This window comes from Ruegeria sp. C10, from assembly GCF_056537805.1.
This window is the reverse complement of record NZ_JBQFSC010000003.1, coordinates 80967-98037: the sequence shown is the minus strand read 5'-3', so window position 1 is coordinate 98037 and position 17071 is coordinate 80967. Positions and strand designations below refer to the sequence as shown.

Genomic DNA, 17071 nt, shown 5'->3' with positions numbered 1-17071 from the left:
ATCAGACGCGCATCGGCATTACGACATATACCGCGCTTTGGTCGTTGCCTTCGCGCATCAGCGTCGGATCACCTGCCGAGTTGAACATAAACACCGCATTTTCACGATCCACCTGAGACGCGATTTCGAGCAGATACTTAGCGTTGAACCCGATCTCCAGGCGCTCATCCCCGTAAGCAACTGCCAGCTCTTCCTCAGCCGCACCACTGTCGGGTGCATTCACTGACAGAACCAGCTTATCCGCATCCAATTGCAGTTTGACGGCCCGCGACCGCTCGGACGAAACTGTCGCCACACGATCCACGGCCTGCGCGAATTCAGCCGCGTCCACTTCTAACTTGCGCGTGTTACCTTGCGGGATGACACGTGTGTAATCCGGGAACGTTCCGTCGATCACTTTCGAGGTGAGCGTGATGTCAGGCGTTGCAAACCGCACCTTGGTTTCACTGACCGAGACGGCGATGTCCATCTCGTCATCATCCAGCAGCTTGCGCAGTTCGCCCACGGTTTTGCGGGGCACGATCACGCCCGGCATATCCGCTGCACCATCCGGCAGATCCGCATCGATCCGTGCCAAGCGGTGACCATCAGTCGCCACGCAACGCAGTACCTTGCCGCCCTCGGAACCATCCGCAACGTGCATGTAAACGCCGTTCAAATAATATCTCGTCTCTTCCGTGGAAATGGCAAACTTCGATTTATCGAACAGCCGGCGCAACAATGCCGCCGACGCCGTAAAGTTCGATTGGTATTCTGAAGACGCCATAACCGGGAAATCTTCTTTCGGCAGCGTGGCCAGAGAAAAATTCGAGCGCCCCGCTTCCACGGTCAACCGCCCAGCTGCACTATCTGCGGTTAGGGTCACCAGCGCCCCATCGGGCAGTTTGCGTACGATCTCATGTAGCGTTGTGGCCGCAACAGTCGTGGCGCCCGCTTTCTCGACCTGCGCGGGGGCCTTGTCGACCACTTCGATGTCCAGATCGGTGGCACGAAACAGCGCCTGATCGCCTTCGGCCTCGATCAGCACGTTGGCAAGTATGGGAATGGTGTTGCGACGTTCGACAACTGACTGGGCCTGCGAAACGGCCTTGAGAAGGGTGCCGCGTTCGATGCTGATCTTCATACCCTCTGTTCCTTTGACTTGCGTGCCGAAATAGGCGGGACTGGCACGTTAGCGTCTCAGCCCTGAGGCACAAGGATTTTTTACGGATTTCTGGGTCGGATTGCCTCGGTGGTCAAGAGGAGCGCGCGTGAAACACACCAGATCATTCTCAACCGTGGACAATAGCGCACAAGAAAACCCCCCGAACGCAATAGCCCGGGGTGTTTTTCAAGGATTCAGTGCGGTTTAGGCTTCCAAGGCCCGGCGCAGCATCTCAACATCTTCGGCAATCTGGCCATCGGTCAACTTCAGCTCTTCGATGCGCTTCACGCCATGCATGACCGTGGTGTGGTCGCGCCCGCCAAATCGACGGCCAATCTCAGGCAGCGACCGACTGGTCAGTTGCTTGCACAGATACATCGCCACCTGACGCGGACGCGCATAGGACCGCAGGCGTTTAGGGCCGATGATATCGCTGAGGCGGATGTTGTAATAATCCGAGACCTTTCGCTGGATCTCTTCGACGGTGATCTTGCGCTCGGAGGCGCGCAGTACATCGGCCAGACAATCCTGCGTCAGCTCCATATCGATCTCGCGCCCGACCAGCGAGGCAAAGGCGAACAAGCGGGTCAGCGCCCCTTCCAGCACGCGCACATTGGTCGAGATGCGGTGTGCAAGGAACTCCAATACACCATCAGCAATGGTCAGATCGGGATAAGTGCTGCTGTACTGCTGCACTTTGTTCTGCAGGATTCCCAGACGCAATTCGTAGTCTGTGGGATGAAGATCGACGACAAGGCCACATTGCAGGCGTGACTTTACGCGGTCTTCAAGGTCCTTGATCTCGCCCGGCGCGCGGTCGGCCGAGATGATGATCTGCTTGTTCTGATCCACCAGCGCGTTGAACGTGTGGAAAAATTCTTCCTGCGTCGAATCCTTGCCAGCGATGAACTGCACGTCATCGACCATCAGCACATCGACCGAACGGAACAAGTGCTTGAAATCCATCATGCGGCGTTCACGCAAAGCCTGCACAAAGCGATACATGAACTGTTCTGCTGACAGATAAAGCACATTCAACTCGGGGTGCTTGGTTTTCAACTCCCACGCAATCGCGTGCATCAGGTGGGTTTTACCCAGTCCAACACCGCCGTAGAGCACGAGCGGATTGAAAGTTACCGGGCCGCCCTCGGATACGCGGCGAGCTGCGGCATGTGCAAGTTCGTTGGGTTTGCCAACAACAAAGCTATCAAAGGTAAACCGTGCATCCAGTGGCGCAGCCTGTAGTGCTTCAAGTGCATCATTGGCTGTATCTGTAACAGCGGGCCGGGTTTCTGGCGCGGGAGATGGCTTGGACTCTTCCACCAATGTGGGACGGGCTGACGAATTGGCCGCTGTGCGAAACGCCAAGCGCTGAACCTTTTCGCCCGATGTGTTCAGCTCATAGAGAATAAGGTCCGCAAAATTCTGACTGACATAGTTGCCCATGAAGTTGGTCGGCACCGAGAACACCGCTACACCATCCTGCAACTCCTGAAACTCCAAGGGTTCAATCCAGGTGGTAAAATTGTTCTTCCCAACCGCCTTCATCAATTTGCTACGCAGTTGTCCCCATTTCTCTTGTGTCATTCGGCGCCTCACGCATCCCATTCATTATTGGCCTTAAGGCCTTTTTTAATGTGTCCCGAATTACGGGCCTTTATGGCGCTCACACACAAGGGAACGTTACGCCAAACCTGATGGTCTGGCGGGTACGCTCGAATATCATCGCAGTCCAATACAGCACGGCCCCAAAATGGGGGCACACCCGGAATCCGGGATGCGCATGATATTCCAATTTATCGACAGGGCCAGGATCTTCGGCTAACCCGAGACCCAGAGCAGATCGTCCAACTGACCGAAGCCAGCTTTCGAACATTCGTTCCTAAATCTTTCCGATGCCCGTCGGTCAGATCCTTGGAACAGCCTGTCCCCCCAAGCGAGTGAATCGCTGATTAAGTCGTAGCAAGAGCCCAAGGGTCCGGGCAACGAAACTCTGATATTGACTCGGGGTTCTGGGCGAAAGAATCTCTCGGCTTCGTGAAGACGCGGCTTTCCGGCAACAATGAAAAAGGCGTCGCAATCAGCGACGCCTTTTTCGCAAATCAACGCTTGACGCGTTTTCCCAAAGAATCAGCCCAGCGCTTTGACGCGCGCCGACAGGCGCGACATTTTGCGGGCTGCGGTGTTCTTGTGGAAGACGCCTTTGGTAACGCCACGCATCAACTCGGGCTGAGCGGCGCGCAGGGCTGCGGTAGCCGCGTCCTTGTCGCCGGATGCGATCGCTTCTTCAACTTTGCGCAGGTGGGTACGGATGCGCGAACGTCGCGCTTTGTTGACGGCGAAGCGCTTTTCGTTCTGACGGGCGCGTTTCTTTGCCTGGGGCGAATTTGCCATGTGTCTCTGACCTTTTGTTCGGTACGGTTATCTTGGGTTGCGCGCCACGGACATATCCGCACCGGATCAGAAATCACGAGTGTGAGTCGGGCCAAGCGGGCCGCACGCGCATGTATGACGGCGGTCTCTAACCAAGTTTAGCAGGTTTGCCAAGCTGATTCTTCCAGTATGTGATGAGGGAAAAAGGCGGGGTCTGCCCGCCTAATATCACTAAGCGACGATTATGATCACTTGTCGCGGAACTGAGCCGCACGTTTTTCCAGAAACGCGGCCATGCCTTCTTTCTGATCCTCTGTCGCAAACATCGAATGGAACACCCGACGCTCAAACAGCATGCCTTCGCTCAGCGGCAGCTCATAGCTGCGGTTCACAGCCTCTTTGGCCGCGATGGCCGTGATCTGCGATTTCTCTGCAATCTTCTGCGCCGCACCGGTTGCCTCTTCGATCAGCTTTTTGGCGGGCACAACCCGACTTACCAATCCGGCGCGCTCGGCCTCTTCCGCGTCCATGAAGCGGCCTGTCAGGTTCATGTCCATCGATTTGGACTTACCAACGAAGCGGGTCAGACGCTGACTGCCACCAAGCCCCGCGATGACGCCCAGATTGATCTCGGGCTGGCCGAACTTGGCGGTGTCGGCAGCGATGATGAAATCGCACAGCATCGCCAGTTCACAGCCGCCGCCCAGCGCGTAACCGGCAACGGCAGCGATGATAGGTTTACGGATCGCGGAAACCCTATCGTTGGCGTCTGCAAACAGATTGACGTCGAATACATCGACAAAACTCATCTCGGACATTTCCTTAATGTCCGCACCGGCGGCAAAGGCCTTGTCCGAGCCGGTGATGACGATGCAGCGCACTTTGTCATTGCTATCCGCATCTTCCAGCGCCTCGCACAGCTCACCCAGCAACTGGGTGTTCAGCGCGTTCATCGCATCGGGGCGGTTGAGCTTGATAAGGGCGACGTGGTCTTCGATTTCGACGATGATCGTCTCAAAAGCCATGAGGTGTAAGCTTCCGGTTGTTCCGTTCAGGTACGATTCCTTATCACGCGATTTCGCTGGATCAAGTTATCTTTGGCATTGCGCGCAATAGAAGGATGAGCGACCGGACTGGGTGATTCTCTTGATTTCAGCGCCACAACCCTCAGTTCGACAAGGCTCTCCTTCGCGGCCGTAGACGTCGAAACTGTGTTGAAAATATCCAAGTTCTCCATCGGCTTGGCGGAAATCGCGCAGCGATGACCCACCCGCTTCAATCGCGTCCTGCAACACTTTTCTGATGATCGGCACAAGGGCCGCAACGCGTGGCGCAGAAATCTGTCCCGCTTTGCGACGTGGCGACACCTTGCCGCGATAAAGCGCTTCGCAGACGTAAATATTACCCAAACCGGCAACGATTCCCTGATCCAACAACGCCGATTTGACCGGGCTGTTCTTGCCTTTGAAGGCGTCTATCAGGTGCTGTTCGTGAAAATCATTACCCAACGGTTCAGGTCCCAGAACCGATAGCAGCTTGTGCTGCTCTGCCGTTGCCGTAGGCAGCAGATCCATTGCCCCGAACCGGCGCGGATCGTTGAAGGTGATGCGTGCGCCATTAGCCATATGAAACACCACGTGATCATGTTTCTGCGCCATCGGATGCTCATGCGCATACTGTCCGAGCGGATCGCCAGAGACCGTCATCCGCCCCGACATGCCCAGATGGATCAACAACGTCTCGGCACTGCTGAGATCCGCCAGAATGTACTTCGACCGTCGCCGCAGCCGATCCACCCGTTGCCCCGTCAGCCGCTCGGCCATCCGAGCCGGGAAAGGCCAACGCAAATCGGGGCGATTCACATCCGCCCTTTCGATCACTGCGCCCTCCATTGCGGGGCTCAGGCCGCGTCTTACTGTCTCGACCTCGGGCAATTCGGGCATTACAGGGCTCCAATTCCAAAGGGCCGCATTGTGCCCGCCTCTTATCGCCCTATAACAGAGGCGAAATTCGACAAACGGCAAGGCAAATGTCCGACACCAACGACAAGACCACTCATTTCGGGTTCGAAACCGTGCGCGAGGCTGAAAAAGCCGGCCGCGTACAGGGCGTGTTCAATTCGGTCGCCTCGAAATACGACGTGATGAACGACGTGATGTCGATGGGCATCCACCGGGTCTGGAAAGACGCGATGATGGACTGGCTTGCCCCGCGCGCCGGTCAGCGGCTTCTGGATGTGGCGGGCGGCACCGGCGATATCTCGTTCTGCTTTCTGAAGCGCGCAGGCCACGGCCATGCTACCGTGCTGGACCTGACCGAGCCGATGCTGGTCGAAGGCCGCCAGCGCGCCGAGGCCGACCAGATGTCCGACAGCCTGAATTGGGTGGTGGGCGATGCGATGGCGCTGCCCTTCGAGGATAACACCTTCGACGTCTACACCATCTCCTTCGGCATCCGGAACGTCACCCGCCCGCAAGAGGCGCTGAACGAGGCCTATCGCGTTCTGAAGCCCGGTGGTCGTCTGATGGTGCTTGAGTTCAGCCAGTTACCCAATGACGGGCTGCAGAAGCTTTACGACCTCTACAGTTTCAATGTCATCCCGCGTATGGGCAAGCTGATCGCCAACGACTACGACAGCTATCAATACCTTGTGGAATCGATCCGCAAGTTCCCAGATCAGGAGACATTCCTGAACATGGTCCGCACCGCCGGGTTCGAAAACGCCAAATACCGCAACCTGAGCATGGGCATTGCCGCACTGCATTCTGGCTGGAAGATCTAGATGCGCGGCCCTCACAACATCATTCGCCTGGTCCGGACGGGCGCCACACTGGAACGTACCGGTGCCATGAACGTCGTATTGGATGCATTCGAGGCACCGCGTGCCGTACGTATTCTGGCGCATACCCTTGGCAAACCGTTCCAATGGCTGGGCTACAAGGGCGACCCCGAGATGCCGCCCGCCACCCGTGCCCTGACCGCATTGGGTCCGGCTTACATCAAATTCGGGCAGGTACTTTCGACCCGCCCCGATGTGGTGGGAAATGAACTGGCCGAGCAACTGCGTGTTCTGCAAGACAAGCTGCCGCCCTTTTCCAAAGCTGAAGCAATGGCAGAGGTCGAGAAAGAGTTAGGCCAACCGACGTCAGAGATATTCAGCGAGTTCAGTGAACCCATCGCCGCTGCCTCGATTGCTCAGGTTCACAAGGCCACGCTGACCAGCACAGGCGAAGACGTTGCTGTCAAAGTCCTGAGACCGGGTATCGAGCGCGCCTTCCGCAAGGATGTAGACGCGTTCTATTTCGCCGCGCGTATGGTGCAACTTTGCGCCCCCGGAGCGCGCCGCCTACGCCCGATGGAAGTGATCGAGCATTTCGACGGCGTAGTACGCGGCGAGTTGGACCTGCGTCTGGAAAGTGCCGCCGCCTCGGAATACGCTGCCAATACCAAGGATGATGCCGGATTCTGGCTGCCCCCGGTGGTCTGGTCGCTATCCGCCCGCCGCGTCATGACGCTCAGCTGGGCTGATGGCATTCCCTTGGGAGATAACAACGCGCTGGATGCTGCCGGACATAATCGCCGCGATCTCGCTGAGCGCGTGCTACGCCTGTTCCTGTTGCACGCGCTACGCGACGGTTATTTTCACGCCGACATGCACCAAGGCAACCTCAAGGTCGCTGCGAACGGGGACATTATCGCATATGACTACGGCATCATGGGCCATATCGATGAATACACTCGCCGGGTCTATGCCGAGATTCTCTTTGGTTTTATCCGCCGCGACTATAAACGCGTGGCTGAAGTCCATTTCGAAGCAGGCTATGTGCCTGCCAATCAGGACGTCGACGAATTCGCTCGCGCCTTGCGCGCGGTAGGTGAGCCGATCTTCGGCATGGACGCCACCCATATCTCGATGGGTCGGCTGCTGAGCTACCTGTTCGAAGTCACTGAACGCTTTGGCATGGAAACCCGCACCGAGCTGATCCTGCTGCAACGCACCATGGTGGTGGTCGAAGGCGTCGCCCGCTCGCTTGATGATCACATGAACATCTGGGAGGTCGCCCGACCGGTGGTCGAGGATTACATCAAACAATCCATCGGCCCCCGCGCCGCCCTGCGCGATTTCGGCAAAACCGCCCTGGTGCTTGCCCGTTTCGGCCCCCGCTTGCCCGGTCTGGTGGAAAATGCCCTGATTGCCCAGACCCAAAAAGACGACCCAAAGACACCGGGTTTCATCGCAAACCTTCTGCCAGCAGCGATCGGCGCGGCCGCAGGCATAGCCGCGACGCTTGTCATCTTCGCACTCAGCTAAACCAACCCGACCGCTTCATCTGGCCAAAAATACCTTCGGGGGGAATCGCGCCCTGGCGCGATTGGGGGGGCAGACAGCCCCCCTTGCCCCGGTCCAACTCAGAGCCGCTCGATGGCGAGGGCAATGCCTTGACCGCCCCCGATGCACATGGTGATCAGACCTTTTGATCCACCAATACGCTCCAACTCATACAACGCCTTAAGCGTGATAATCGCCCCTGTGGCGCCCACCGGATGGCCCAGCGCAATAGCCCCACCGTTCGGATTCACCTTTGCAGCGTCCAGACCCAATTCCTGATTGACGGCCAGAGCTTGCGCCGCAAACGCCTCGTTGCTTTCGATCACGTCGAAATCATCCGCAGACAAACCCGTCTTTGCGAACAGGTTCTGCACAGCTGGAACCGGGCCGATGCCCATCACCTCGGGTCGCACGCCGGCATGGGCATAGCCAATCACGCGCGCTTTAGGTTTCAAGCCCGCCTTTTCTGCAGCATCCGCTGTCGCCAAAACCATCGCCGCCGCGCCGTCATTGATGCCCGAGGCGTTGCCCGCCGTCACCCGCCCATCTTTCTGGAATACCGGGCGCAATCCGGCCAGCGCCTCGGCAGTGGTGGCCTTGGGATGTTCATCGACCTTGAAGTCGACCATGTCGCGCTTGACCTTGACCTGCACCGGCGCGATTTGGCTGTCGAAATACCCGGCCTCAATCGCCGCAGCCGCACGGGTCTGGCTGGTCAGCGCAAACGCGTCCATCTGTTCGCGGCTGATTTGGTGTTCATCCGCCACATTCTCGGCGGTCACCCCCATATGCCCGGTGCCGAATGGGCAGTTCAGCGCGCCCAGCATCATGTCGAGCGATTTGACATCGCCCATCTTCGCCCCCCAACGGGCCTGCGGCACGACATAAGGGCTGCGCGACATGCTTTCGGCACCGCCCGCCACGGCAAACTCGGCATCGCCTAGCATCAGCGCCTGCACCGCCGACACTACTGCCTGCGCCCCCGAACCGCACAGCCGGTTCACGTTCATCGCCGGAGTCCCGTTCGGAATACCCGCCTGCATTGCGGCGACTCGCGATAAATACATGTCGCGCGGTTCGGTGTTGATCACATGACCAAAGACAACATGATCAATCTGCGCGCCTTCAACGCCCGAACGCTCCATTGCCGCCTCGGTCGCCACGGTCGCCAGATCGATCGGAGCGGTCGAGGCCAACGCACCGCCAAAGGTCCCGATGGCTGTGCGCGCACCGTCCAGTATTACTATGTCCGTCATGTTTTCTCCTCCAAGTCTCGCGCCCATTATGCACCTGCAGCATGATCTTCATATTAGACTCACTGTCACGCCGGAATTGACATTACGTTGCGCAACACCCATGGATTCCGTCATGACGGAAAACACAGACGATATTCTGACGCGCCTGCCCGCCCGATTGAAAGAGGCGCGCCGCGCCAAAGGCCTGTCGCTTGAGGCGGTCGCCAACCTCAGCGGCGTCTCCCGTTCCATGGTCAGCCAGATCGAGCGTGGCGAAAGCAGCCCCACAATTTCTACCCTGTGGAACCTGACACGCGCTCTGCAGGTGGATTTCGCCGGACTTTTGGAAGACGCCAAAACGACCGACCAGATCGAAGTGCTGCGTCAAGCAGAAGTGCCAAGTATCGACAATATGGGCGAGAAATGCCGGATTCGCATCCTCTCTCCCCCCGAAGAGGCCGGAGGACACGAGGTCTATGATATTCAGTTTCAGGCCAATGGGAGCCTGAACAGCCAACCTCATGCGCGCGGCGCGCGGGAGCAACTGACTGTGCTGGAAGGCGCCGTTCGTGTCACTTCGGGAACGGCATCCAGCGATCTGAAACAAGGGGATACCGCCCGGTATGCCGCCGATATTACGCATTCGATAAGCGCTGAAAACCCGGCCCGCGTTTTCCTGATCGTAAAAAACGCCTGAACGGGCAAGATTCCGCCTTCACGGATATTTTTCCCAAATACTGTAATTCTCCTATTTGGGAATTTCATCCGCTATGTTAGACGTGCGACTCAGATTAACGGAGGTCGCCATGGCTGATGCATTCCTGTCCCATATTTCGGATACACTCGCGCAGATTGAGGCAGAGGGTCTGTACAAGCGCGAACGAATGATCACCTCGCCTCAGGGCGGTGAGATTACGGTGGGCGACAAGCAGGTGATCAACTTGTGCGCCAACAACTATCTGGGTTTGGCCGATCACCCCGCGCTGATCAACGCCGCCAAAAGCGTCATGGAGCCCAAGGGGTTCGGCATGGCCTCGGTCCGGTTCATCTGCGGTACGCAGGACATTCATCGCGAACTTGAGCAGAAGCTGGCAAAGTTCCTGAACAAGGACGATTCAATTCTGTTCGCTGCCTGCTTCGACGCCAATGGCGGGTTGTTTGAGCCTTTGTTAGGGCCCGAAGACGCCATTATCTCTGACAGTCTGAATCATGCCTCGATCATCGACGGGGTACGGCTGTGTAAGGCAAAACGCTATCGCTACATGAACAACGACATGAACGACCTCGAAGCGTGGCTGAAACAAGCGCGCGAGGACGGGGCGCGGCATATCATGATCGCAACCGATGGCGTGTTCTCAATGGATGGCTATCTGGCCAATCTGCCGAAGATTCGCGAGCTGGCCGACGAATACGACGCCATCGTGATGGTCGATGACTGCCACGCTACCGGCTTTATGGGGCCAAACGGGGCGGGCACGCCGGACCACTTCGGCGTCGACGTGGATATTCTGACGGGAACTCTGGGCAAGGCACTTGGGGGGGCAATCGGCGGTTATATCGCCGGGCCGCAGCCAGTGATCGACCTGCTGCGGCAGCGGGCGCGGCCCTATCTGTTCTCAAACTCGCTGCCGCCGTCCATCGTTGCCGCAGGGCTTGAGGCAATCCGTCTGGTTGAAGAAGGTGACATGCTGCGCGCCCAATTGTTCGGCAATGCCAAATACTGGCGCGCCGGGTTAGAGAATCTGGGCTTCGACCTACTTCCGGGTGAACACCCGATCATTCCGGTCATGCTGGGTGAAGCGACCCTGGCGCAGGATATGGCATCGCGATTGTTTGACGAAGGCGTCTATGTTTCGGGCTTTTTCTTCCCTGTCGTGCCGCGTGGACAGGCCCGGATCAGAACGCAGATGAATGCGGCTCTAACACGCGACGAATTAGACCGGGCGCTCGCGGCATTTGGCAAGGTCGGCAAAGAATTGGGGATAATCTGATGCGGCCCAACACGATGAAAGCCCTTGAGAAATCCAAGCCCGAGGAAGGTCTGTGGATGGTGCAGGCCCCGGTACCCGAGATCGGCCCCGATGAGGTTCTGATCCGCATCAACAAGACCGGGATTTGCGGCACGGATATTCATATCTGGAACTGGGATGAATGGGCTGCGGCCACCGTGCCGATCCCGATGATCACCGGCCACGAGTTCGCTGGTGAAATTGTTGAATTGGGTCGCAACGTGACAGGGATGACGGTCGGCCAGCGCTGTTCAGGCGAGGGGCATCTGATCACCCCTGACAGCCGCCAGAGCCGTGCGGGCAAGTTCCACCTTGATCCCGGCACGCGCGGTATCGGTGTGAATGAACAGGGTGCCTTTGCGCAATACCTGAAACTGCCTGCCTTTAACGTGGTGCCCCTGCCTGACGATGTACCGGATGAGATCGGAGCGATCCTCGATCCGCTGGGCAATGCCGTGCACACTGCACTCAGCTTCGATCTGCTGGGCGAGGACGTATTGATTACTGGCGCAGGCCCCATCGGCATCATGGCCGCCGCCGTTGCCCGTCATGCCGGTGCTCGGCATGTAGTGATCACCGATATCAACCCCGACCGCCTGAAACTGGCCGAACACGTGGTACCAACGGTACGCACCGTTGATGTGTCCAAAGAGGATCTGCAGGATGTCATCGCGGAACTGGGCATGACTCAGGGCTTTGATGTCGGGCTTGAAATGTCGGGCTCGCAAGCCGCGCTGGACCAGATGGTCGAAGCACTGGTGATGGGCGGCAAGATCGCACTGTTGGGGATTCCGCCCGGAAAATCTCCGGTGGACTGGTCGCGCATCGTGTTCAAAGCTATCACCATCAAGGGTGTCTATGGGCGCGAGATGTTCGAGACCTGGTACAAAATGATCGCCATGTTGCAGAACGGGCTGGATGTCAGCCGCGTAATCACCCACCAGTTCGCAGTCGATGACTTTACTCAGGGATTCAAGGCCATGAAATCCGGTCAATCAGGCAAGGTGGTTCTGGACTGGACCTAACGCTCTGGAACCGTGCGGGTTTTGTCCCTAAACATGGATAAATCCGCGCGTCTGGAGGAGCACATGGGCGACAAAGACAGGTATACAGAACGGGGAATCGAAGAGTCTCTGGTCACCGATTTCACAGAAACTCACCGCAAAAGCTATGGGGATTTTCTGCAACTTAAGACTCTGCTGAACCTGCAAAAGACCTTTCAGGACCCGGCCCAACCTGATGAGATGTTGTTCATCATCATTCATCAGGTCAGCGAACTGTGGCTGAAACTGATGCACCATCAACTTGTCGAAGTCCGCCGGTTCCTGCAGCAGGACGATTTCGGTCCCGCGATGAAGAACCTCGACCGGATCAAGGCGATCCAACGGCAATTGATCGCCGCGTGGGAGACGCTACTGACTATGACTCCCGCGGACTACATGACGTTTCGGGACGCATTAGGCAGTTCGTCAGGCTTTCAAAGCTATGGCTATCGCCAAATCGAGTTCATTCTGGGCAACAAAGATCCCGCGACCCTGAAAGTGCATGCGCATGACCCAGAAGTGATGGAGATGCTGAACGCGGCTCTTACCAAACCCTCGCTCTATGACGAAGTGCTGCGGATGCTGGCCCGGCAAGGGTTTGACGTGCCGCATGAGCTGATCGAGCGGGATTACGCAAAGCCCTATTCCGGCGATCCGCGTATCGTCAAAATCTGGGTCGAAGTGTTCCGCAACACGGAACAATACTGGGATCTTTACGCGCTGGCCGAAAAACTGATGGATGTGGAATCTCTGTTCCAGAGGTGGCGATTCGATCATGCAACCGCGGTTGAGCGCGTGATCGGAATGCAGCCCGGAACGGGTGGATCTAGCGGCGTGGCCTTCCTGCGCAAGGCGCTGGAGTTGCGGTTCTTCCACGACCTCTACGACGTGCGAACCGAACTGATGTATACTGGGGAATAGGCCATGCTGTATCGCGGATTCACCCAAGAAGAGCTTGAGCAGGAGTATTCCCCTAGCTCAATGATTGGCGGTGATCTGACGCCATATCTAGCCAGCTATTCTGCCCTCAGCGCACAGGCACGGTCTGAAATTAGGATGCAGGAAAACCGTTCCTATGGCGACAGCCCGACGCAAGTTCTGGATTTCTTCCCCGCACCTGGCGCCAACGCGCCTTTGCATGTCTTTATTCATGGTGGCTATTGGCAGGCGCTTAGCCAGCGTGAGTCGGCCCCTATGGCACCGGTATTGCATGAGAACGGGCAAGCCTTTGCCACGCTGAATTATACGCTCGCCCCCGATGCCAGATTGGGGCAGATGGTCGAAGAATGCCGTACCGCCTTGTTGTGGCTTGCGTCACAGGCCGAAACACTGGGTTTTGATCCATCAAACATCACGCTATCGGGTCACAGTGCAGGTGCCCATCTGGTTGCGATGGTGATGGCGACGTCTTCGAAGGCATTTGCGCAGGCTGGCCTGCGGGTGCGCAATGTGATCCTGATTAGCGGGATCTATGACCTTGTTCCGATCAGCCTGACCTCGGTGAATGATCCGCTGCAACTGACCAAGGTCGAGGTTCACGATCTCTCACCCTGCCTCAACCTGCCCGCACCGGGACCGCGTTACAGGGTAACCGTCGCCGAGCGGGATACGCCCGAGTTCATCCGCCAAAGCCGTGACTACGCGGAATTACTGCGCAAGGCCGGGCATTCGGTCAGTTTTGATCTGCAGAAGGGTAAACACCACTTCGACATCATCATGCCATCGGGCACGTTTCTGTCGTCGCGCGGCGAGTAACCGGCAAAAGAAAACAGCGGCCTCGTGGGGCCGCTGCTTCAAGTTTCTTCTCTGAACCGGATCAGTCCAGCGTACGCGTGACCTCTTCGCGTTCGAAAATCTCGATCACGTCGCCGGCGCGAATATCGTCGTAGTTCTCGAACGCCATACCGCATTCCTGACCCGACTGAACTTCGGCCACTTCATCCTTGAAGCGCTTGAGGGTCTTCAGCGTACCTTCGTGGATCACCACGTTGTCGCGCAGCAGGCGTACGCCAGCCGAGCGGCGGGCAACACCTTCGGTGACCAGACAGCCGGCAACTTTGCCAACACCGGTAACCTTGAAGACCTCTTTGATCTCGGCGTAACCGATGAACTTTTCGCGAATCTCGGCGCTCAGCAGGCCCGATGCGGCTGCTTTCACGTCATCAACCAGATCGTAGATCACCGAGTAATACCGGATCTCGACGCCCTTCTGGTTCGCAGTGTTCCGCGCCGATGCGTTCGCACGCACGTTGAAGCCAAAGATCGGTGCACCAGAGGCTTCGGCCAGGCCGACATCCGTCTCGGTGATCGCACCAACACCCGAGTGAAGAACGCGTACGCGCACTTCGTCGTTGCCGATCTTCTCCATCGCCTGAACGATGGCTTCGGCAGATCCCTGCACATCCGCTTTCATCAGAATAGGCAGCTCGGTGACGTTTTCGTCTTCCTTCGCCTTCTGCATCAGCTGTTCAAGGGTGGTCGCGGCACCAGCAGCGGCGCGTTTGTCCTTGGCGGCTTGCTCACGATAAGCAGCGATCTCACGGGCCTGCGCTTCGGTCTCGGTCACGTTCAGAACGTCACCTGCTTCGGGCGTACCGTTGAGACCCAGAACCTCGACCGGAACTGAGGGGCCAGCTTCTTTGACACGGTCGCCCTTGTCGTTGATCAGCGCACGGACCTTACCGTACTGCTCACCCACAACGAAGATATCGCCCTGACGCAGCGTGCCGTTCTGAACCAGAACGGTGGCGACGGGACCACGGCCCACATCCAGCTGCGCCTCGATCACGGCACCTTGGGCGGCGCGATCTGGGTTGGCTTTCAGTTCCAGAATCTCGGCCTGCAGTGCAATGGCTTCCAGCAATTCGTCCAGACCCTGACCAGTCATGGCCGAGACCTCAACGTCCTGAACCTCACCCGACATCTTCTCGACGATCACTTCGTGCTGCAGCAAGTCAGTGCGGACTTTGTCGGGGTTCGCGTCGGGCTTGTCGATCTTGTTGATCGCCACGATCATTGGCACTTCGGCCGCTTTGGCGTGGTTGATCGCCTCGATCGTCTGCGGCATCACCGCGTCGTCGGCGGCAACAACAAGAACCACGATATCCGTGACCTGAGCCCCGCGCGAGCGCATCGAGGTAAAGGCCGCGTGTCCCGGTGTATCCAGGAAGGTCAGCGTGGTGCCACCATCGGTTTTCACCTGATAGGCGCCGATATGCTGGGTGATGCCACCAGCTTCGCCGGCAACAACACGCGCGTCGCGGATCGCATCCAGCAACGAGGTTTTGCCGTGGTCAACGTGACCCATGATGGTGATGACCGGCGGACGGGGCTGCAGATCGTCATCGCTGTCTTCGACCTCTTTGATGACGTCTTCAACATCCGAATCAGAGACACGCGTGACCTTGTGGCCAAATTCTTCGATGATCAGTTCAGCGGTGTCAGCGTCGATGGTCTGATTCTGCGTGACCATCATGCCCATCTGCATCAGCGATTTGACAACGTCAGCGACACGCTCGGCCATACGGTTGGCCAATTCCGAGACCATGATCGCCTCGGGCAGCTGAACGTCGCGGATCACCTTTTCCCGCTCGACCGTGCCGCCCATGGCCTTCTGGCGCGCCCGCTCTTGCTTGCGTTTCATCGCGGCCATCGAGCGTTGGCGATTGCCTTCGCCGCCAGTGGCCTGACCAAGTGTCAGCTTGCCCGAGCGGCGGTTGTCGTCACGGCCCTTGCCACGGCCACGCTGCTCACGCTCGCGATCCTGCTTGCGCGGTGCCGCAGCAGGTGCAGGCTTGCTGGATGGGCTGCGTGCGGCCTTGGGCTCGGCGGGTGCCGGGGCTGCGGCAGCACGCTGGGCTGCTTCCTCGGCCTCTTTACGCTTGCGTTCTTCCTCTTCGGCCTTGGCACGGGCACGCTCTTCAGCTTCACGCTGCTCGCGTTCCTTGGCCTCTTGTTCGGCCCGGCGGCGTGCGCGTTCTTCTTCGCGCGCCTTTTCCTGCGCCTCGCGGGCAGCGGCCTCTTCAGCCTCGCGCGCTTTGGCGGCTTGCAACGCCTTCATACGACGCGCCATTTCCGCATCGGAAATACCCGCTGGGCGACGCGAAGGATCACCCGAAGGTGTCGCACCACCACTTGGTTTGGTCGCGCCCGGCTTGGGTACGACCACGCGTTTGCGTTTGGTCTCCACCACGACATTCTTGGTGCGTCCGTGGCTGAAACTCTGTTTCACATTTCCGGGGCGTGCCCCGCCACGAAGACCCAATGTCTTTTTGCCGTCACTATCGCTCATAAAGCTTCTTACCCTTCCGAGCGGCCCTTGCCGCCGTCATCCTTTTCGCGCAAGCCACGCAGGCGCTGCGCTTCCTCTACAACACGTTTGGCGAGTCCGCCAGAGGCCAAGGCCGCATGAATCACGGTTTGGCGCCCAAATGCCGCCCCAAGCTCGTCTGCGGTCAGCCAGCCGATGTATTTCCCGAAGTGCGGCGTGCTGAGTTTCGACTTGCCGCGCCCCGATCCATCTGAGGCCTGAATCAGCACCTGGGCCTCTTCCCGGTCCAGCCACGACTTGACCTTTTCATACCCGGCGACCGCGTCACCGGACTTGCGCGCCAGACTGATCAGCTCGATCACACGACGCGCCACCTGTTTCTCGACCTCATCAGTCAGGTCCTTGGCGGCACTCACCTGTGCCTTAAACCCGCGCGAGAACAGTTTCTTGTTCACCGCCTTGTCCAGCGCCGCACGATCCGCCGCCACGTAAACCCCACGCCCCGGCAATTTCGCCGCGACATCGGGAAAGACCTGACCATCCGGCCCCGTCACAAAGCGGATCAAGCCATATTTGGGCTGAACCTCGCCCGTTGCGATGCACTTGCGTTCAGGGCCTTCCGACCGATCCTTATGGACGCCACCGCGACCCATGTCAGCCACCCGAG

At 58.3% G+C, this 17071-nt stretch carries 15 protein-coding genes; 7 read left to right on the top strand and 8 right to left on the bottom strand.

What is annotated here, in order from left to right; genetic code table 11:
• Position 1: 1 nt before the first annotated feature.
• From dnaN to mutM, 5 genes are all read right to left on the bottom strand, one after another.
• Positions 2-1123, bottom strand: coding sequence for a DNA polymerase III subunit beta (gene dnaN, locus ACR0DE_RS14360; protein WP_010442547.1), 1122 nt, complete (start codon positions 1121-1123; stop codon positions 2-4).
• Between the two features lie 225 nt (positions 1124-1348).
• Positions 1349-2731: a chromosomal replication initiator protein DnaA gene (gene dnaA, locus ACR0DE_RS14355; RefSeq protein ID WP_170395377.1), complete on the bottom strand. Its 1383-nt coding sequence runs from the start codon at positions 2729-2731 to the stop codon at positions 1349-1351.
• Between the two features lie 543 nt (positions 2732-3274).
• A complete protein-coding gene (rpsT, locus tag ACR0DE_RS14350; RefSeq protein WP_010442545.1) occupies positions 3275-3538 on the bottom strand; it encodes a 30S ribosomal protein S20 in 264 nt (87 codons plus the stop codon).
• A 227-nt stretch (positions 3539-3765) separates the two neighbouring features.
• Entirely contained in the window at positions 3766-4542 is a 777-nt protein-coding gene (locus ACR0DE_RS14345) for an enoyl-CoA hydratase (protein ID WP_170395375.1), read from the bottom strand.
• Between the two features lie 66 nt (positions 4543-4608).
• Complete coding sequence (mutM, locus tag ACR0DE_RS14340) at positions 4609-5460, bottom strand: bifunctional DNA-formamidopyrimidine glycosylase/DNA-(apurinic or apyrimidinic site) lyase (protein ID WP_170408657.1); 852 nt, start codon at positions 5458-5460, stop codon at positions 4609-4611.
• Positions 5461-5546: 86 nt separating this feature from the next.
• On the opposite strand from mutM, the gene ubiE reads away from it, so the two are divergent.
• On the top strand, positions 5547-6299 hold the full coding sequence (gene ubiE, locus ACR0DE_RS14335; RefSeq protein ID WP_480753908.1) for a bifunctional demethylmenaquinone methyltransferase/2-methoxy-6-polyprenyl-1,4-benzoquinol methylase UbiE: 753 nt from the start codon (positions 5547-5549) through the stop codon (positions 6297-6299).
• Positions 6300-7829, top strand: coding sequence for a 2-polyprenylphenol 6-hydroxylase (gene ubiB / locus ACR0DE_RS14330; RefSeq protein ID WP_480753907.1), 1530 nt, complete (start codon positions 6300-6302; stop codon positions 7827-7829).
• A gap of 98 nt (positions 7830-7927) precedes the next feature.
• Here the strand turns inward: ubiB and ACR0DE_RS14325 are convergent, their stop codons facing one another.
• Positions 7928-9103, bottom strand: coding sequence for an acetyl-CoA C-acyltransferase family protein (locus ACR0DE_RS14325; RefSeq protein ID WP_170408660.1), 1176 nt, complete (start codon positions 9101-9103; stop codon positions 7928-7930).
• 112 nt (positions 9104-9215) lie between these two features.
• Between ACR0DE_RS14325 and ACR0DE_RS14320 the strand changes: the two genes are divergently transcribed.
• The 5 genes from ACR0DE_RS14320 (at position 9216) to ACR0DE_RS14300 (ending at position 13889) form a co-directional block, all read left to right on the top strand.
• A complete protein-coding gene (locus ACR0DE_RS14320; protein WP_170395365.1) occupies positions 9216-9779 on the top strand; it encodes a helix-turn-helix domain-containing protein in 564 nt (187 codons plus the stop codon).
• A 109-nt stretch (positions 9780-9888) separates the two neighbouring features.
• Entirely contained in the window at positions 9889-11073 is a 1185-nt protein-coding gene (locus ACR0DE_RS14315; protein WP_170818508.1) for a glycine C-acetyltransferase, read from the top strand.
• 14 nt (positions 11074-11087) lie between these two features.
• Entirely contained in the window at positions 11088-12116 is a 1029-nt protein-coding gene (gene tdh, locus ACR0DE_RS14310) for an L-threonine 3-dehydrogenase (RefSeq protein ID WP_170515826.1), read from the top strand.
• A gap of 63 nt (positions 12117-12179) precedes the next feature.
• Complete coding sequence (locus ACR0DE_RS14305; protein ID WP_170515354.1) at positions 12180-13055, top strand: tryptophan 2,3-dioxygenase; 876 nt, start codon at positions 12180-12182, stop codon at positions 13053-13055.
• A gap of 3 nt (positions 13056-13058) precedes the next feature.
• Positions 13059-13889 carry an alpha/beta hydrolase gene (locus ACR0DE_RS14300; protein ID WP_170734140.1) on the top strand — a complete coding sequence of 277 codons (831 nt, stop codon included), beginning with the start codon at positions 13059-13061 and terminating at the stop codon, positions 13887-13889.
• Between the two features lie 61 nt (positions 13890-13950).
• Here the strand turns inward: ACR0DE_RS14300 and infB are convergent, their stop codons facing one another.
• Together infB and ACR0DE_RS14290 are read right to left on the bottom strand one after the other, a co-directional pair.
• Positions 13951-16425, bottom strand: a complete 2475-nt coding sequence (gene infB / locus ACR0DE_RS14295; protein ID WP_170395359.1) for a translation initiation factor IF-2 — start codon at positions 16423-16425, stop codon at positions 13951-13953.
• An 8-nt stretch (positions 16426-16433) separates the two neighbouring features.
• Positions 16434-17057, bottom strand: coding sequence for an RNA-binding protein (locus ACR0DE_RS14290; protein WP_170395356.1), 624 nt, complete (start codon positions 17055-17057; stop codon positions 16434-16436).
• Positions 17058-17071: the final 14 nt, after the last annotated feature.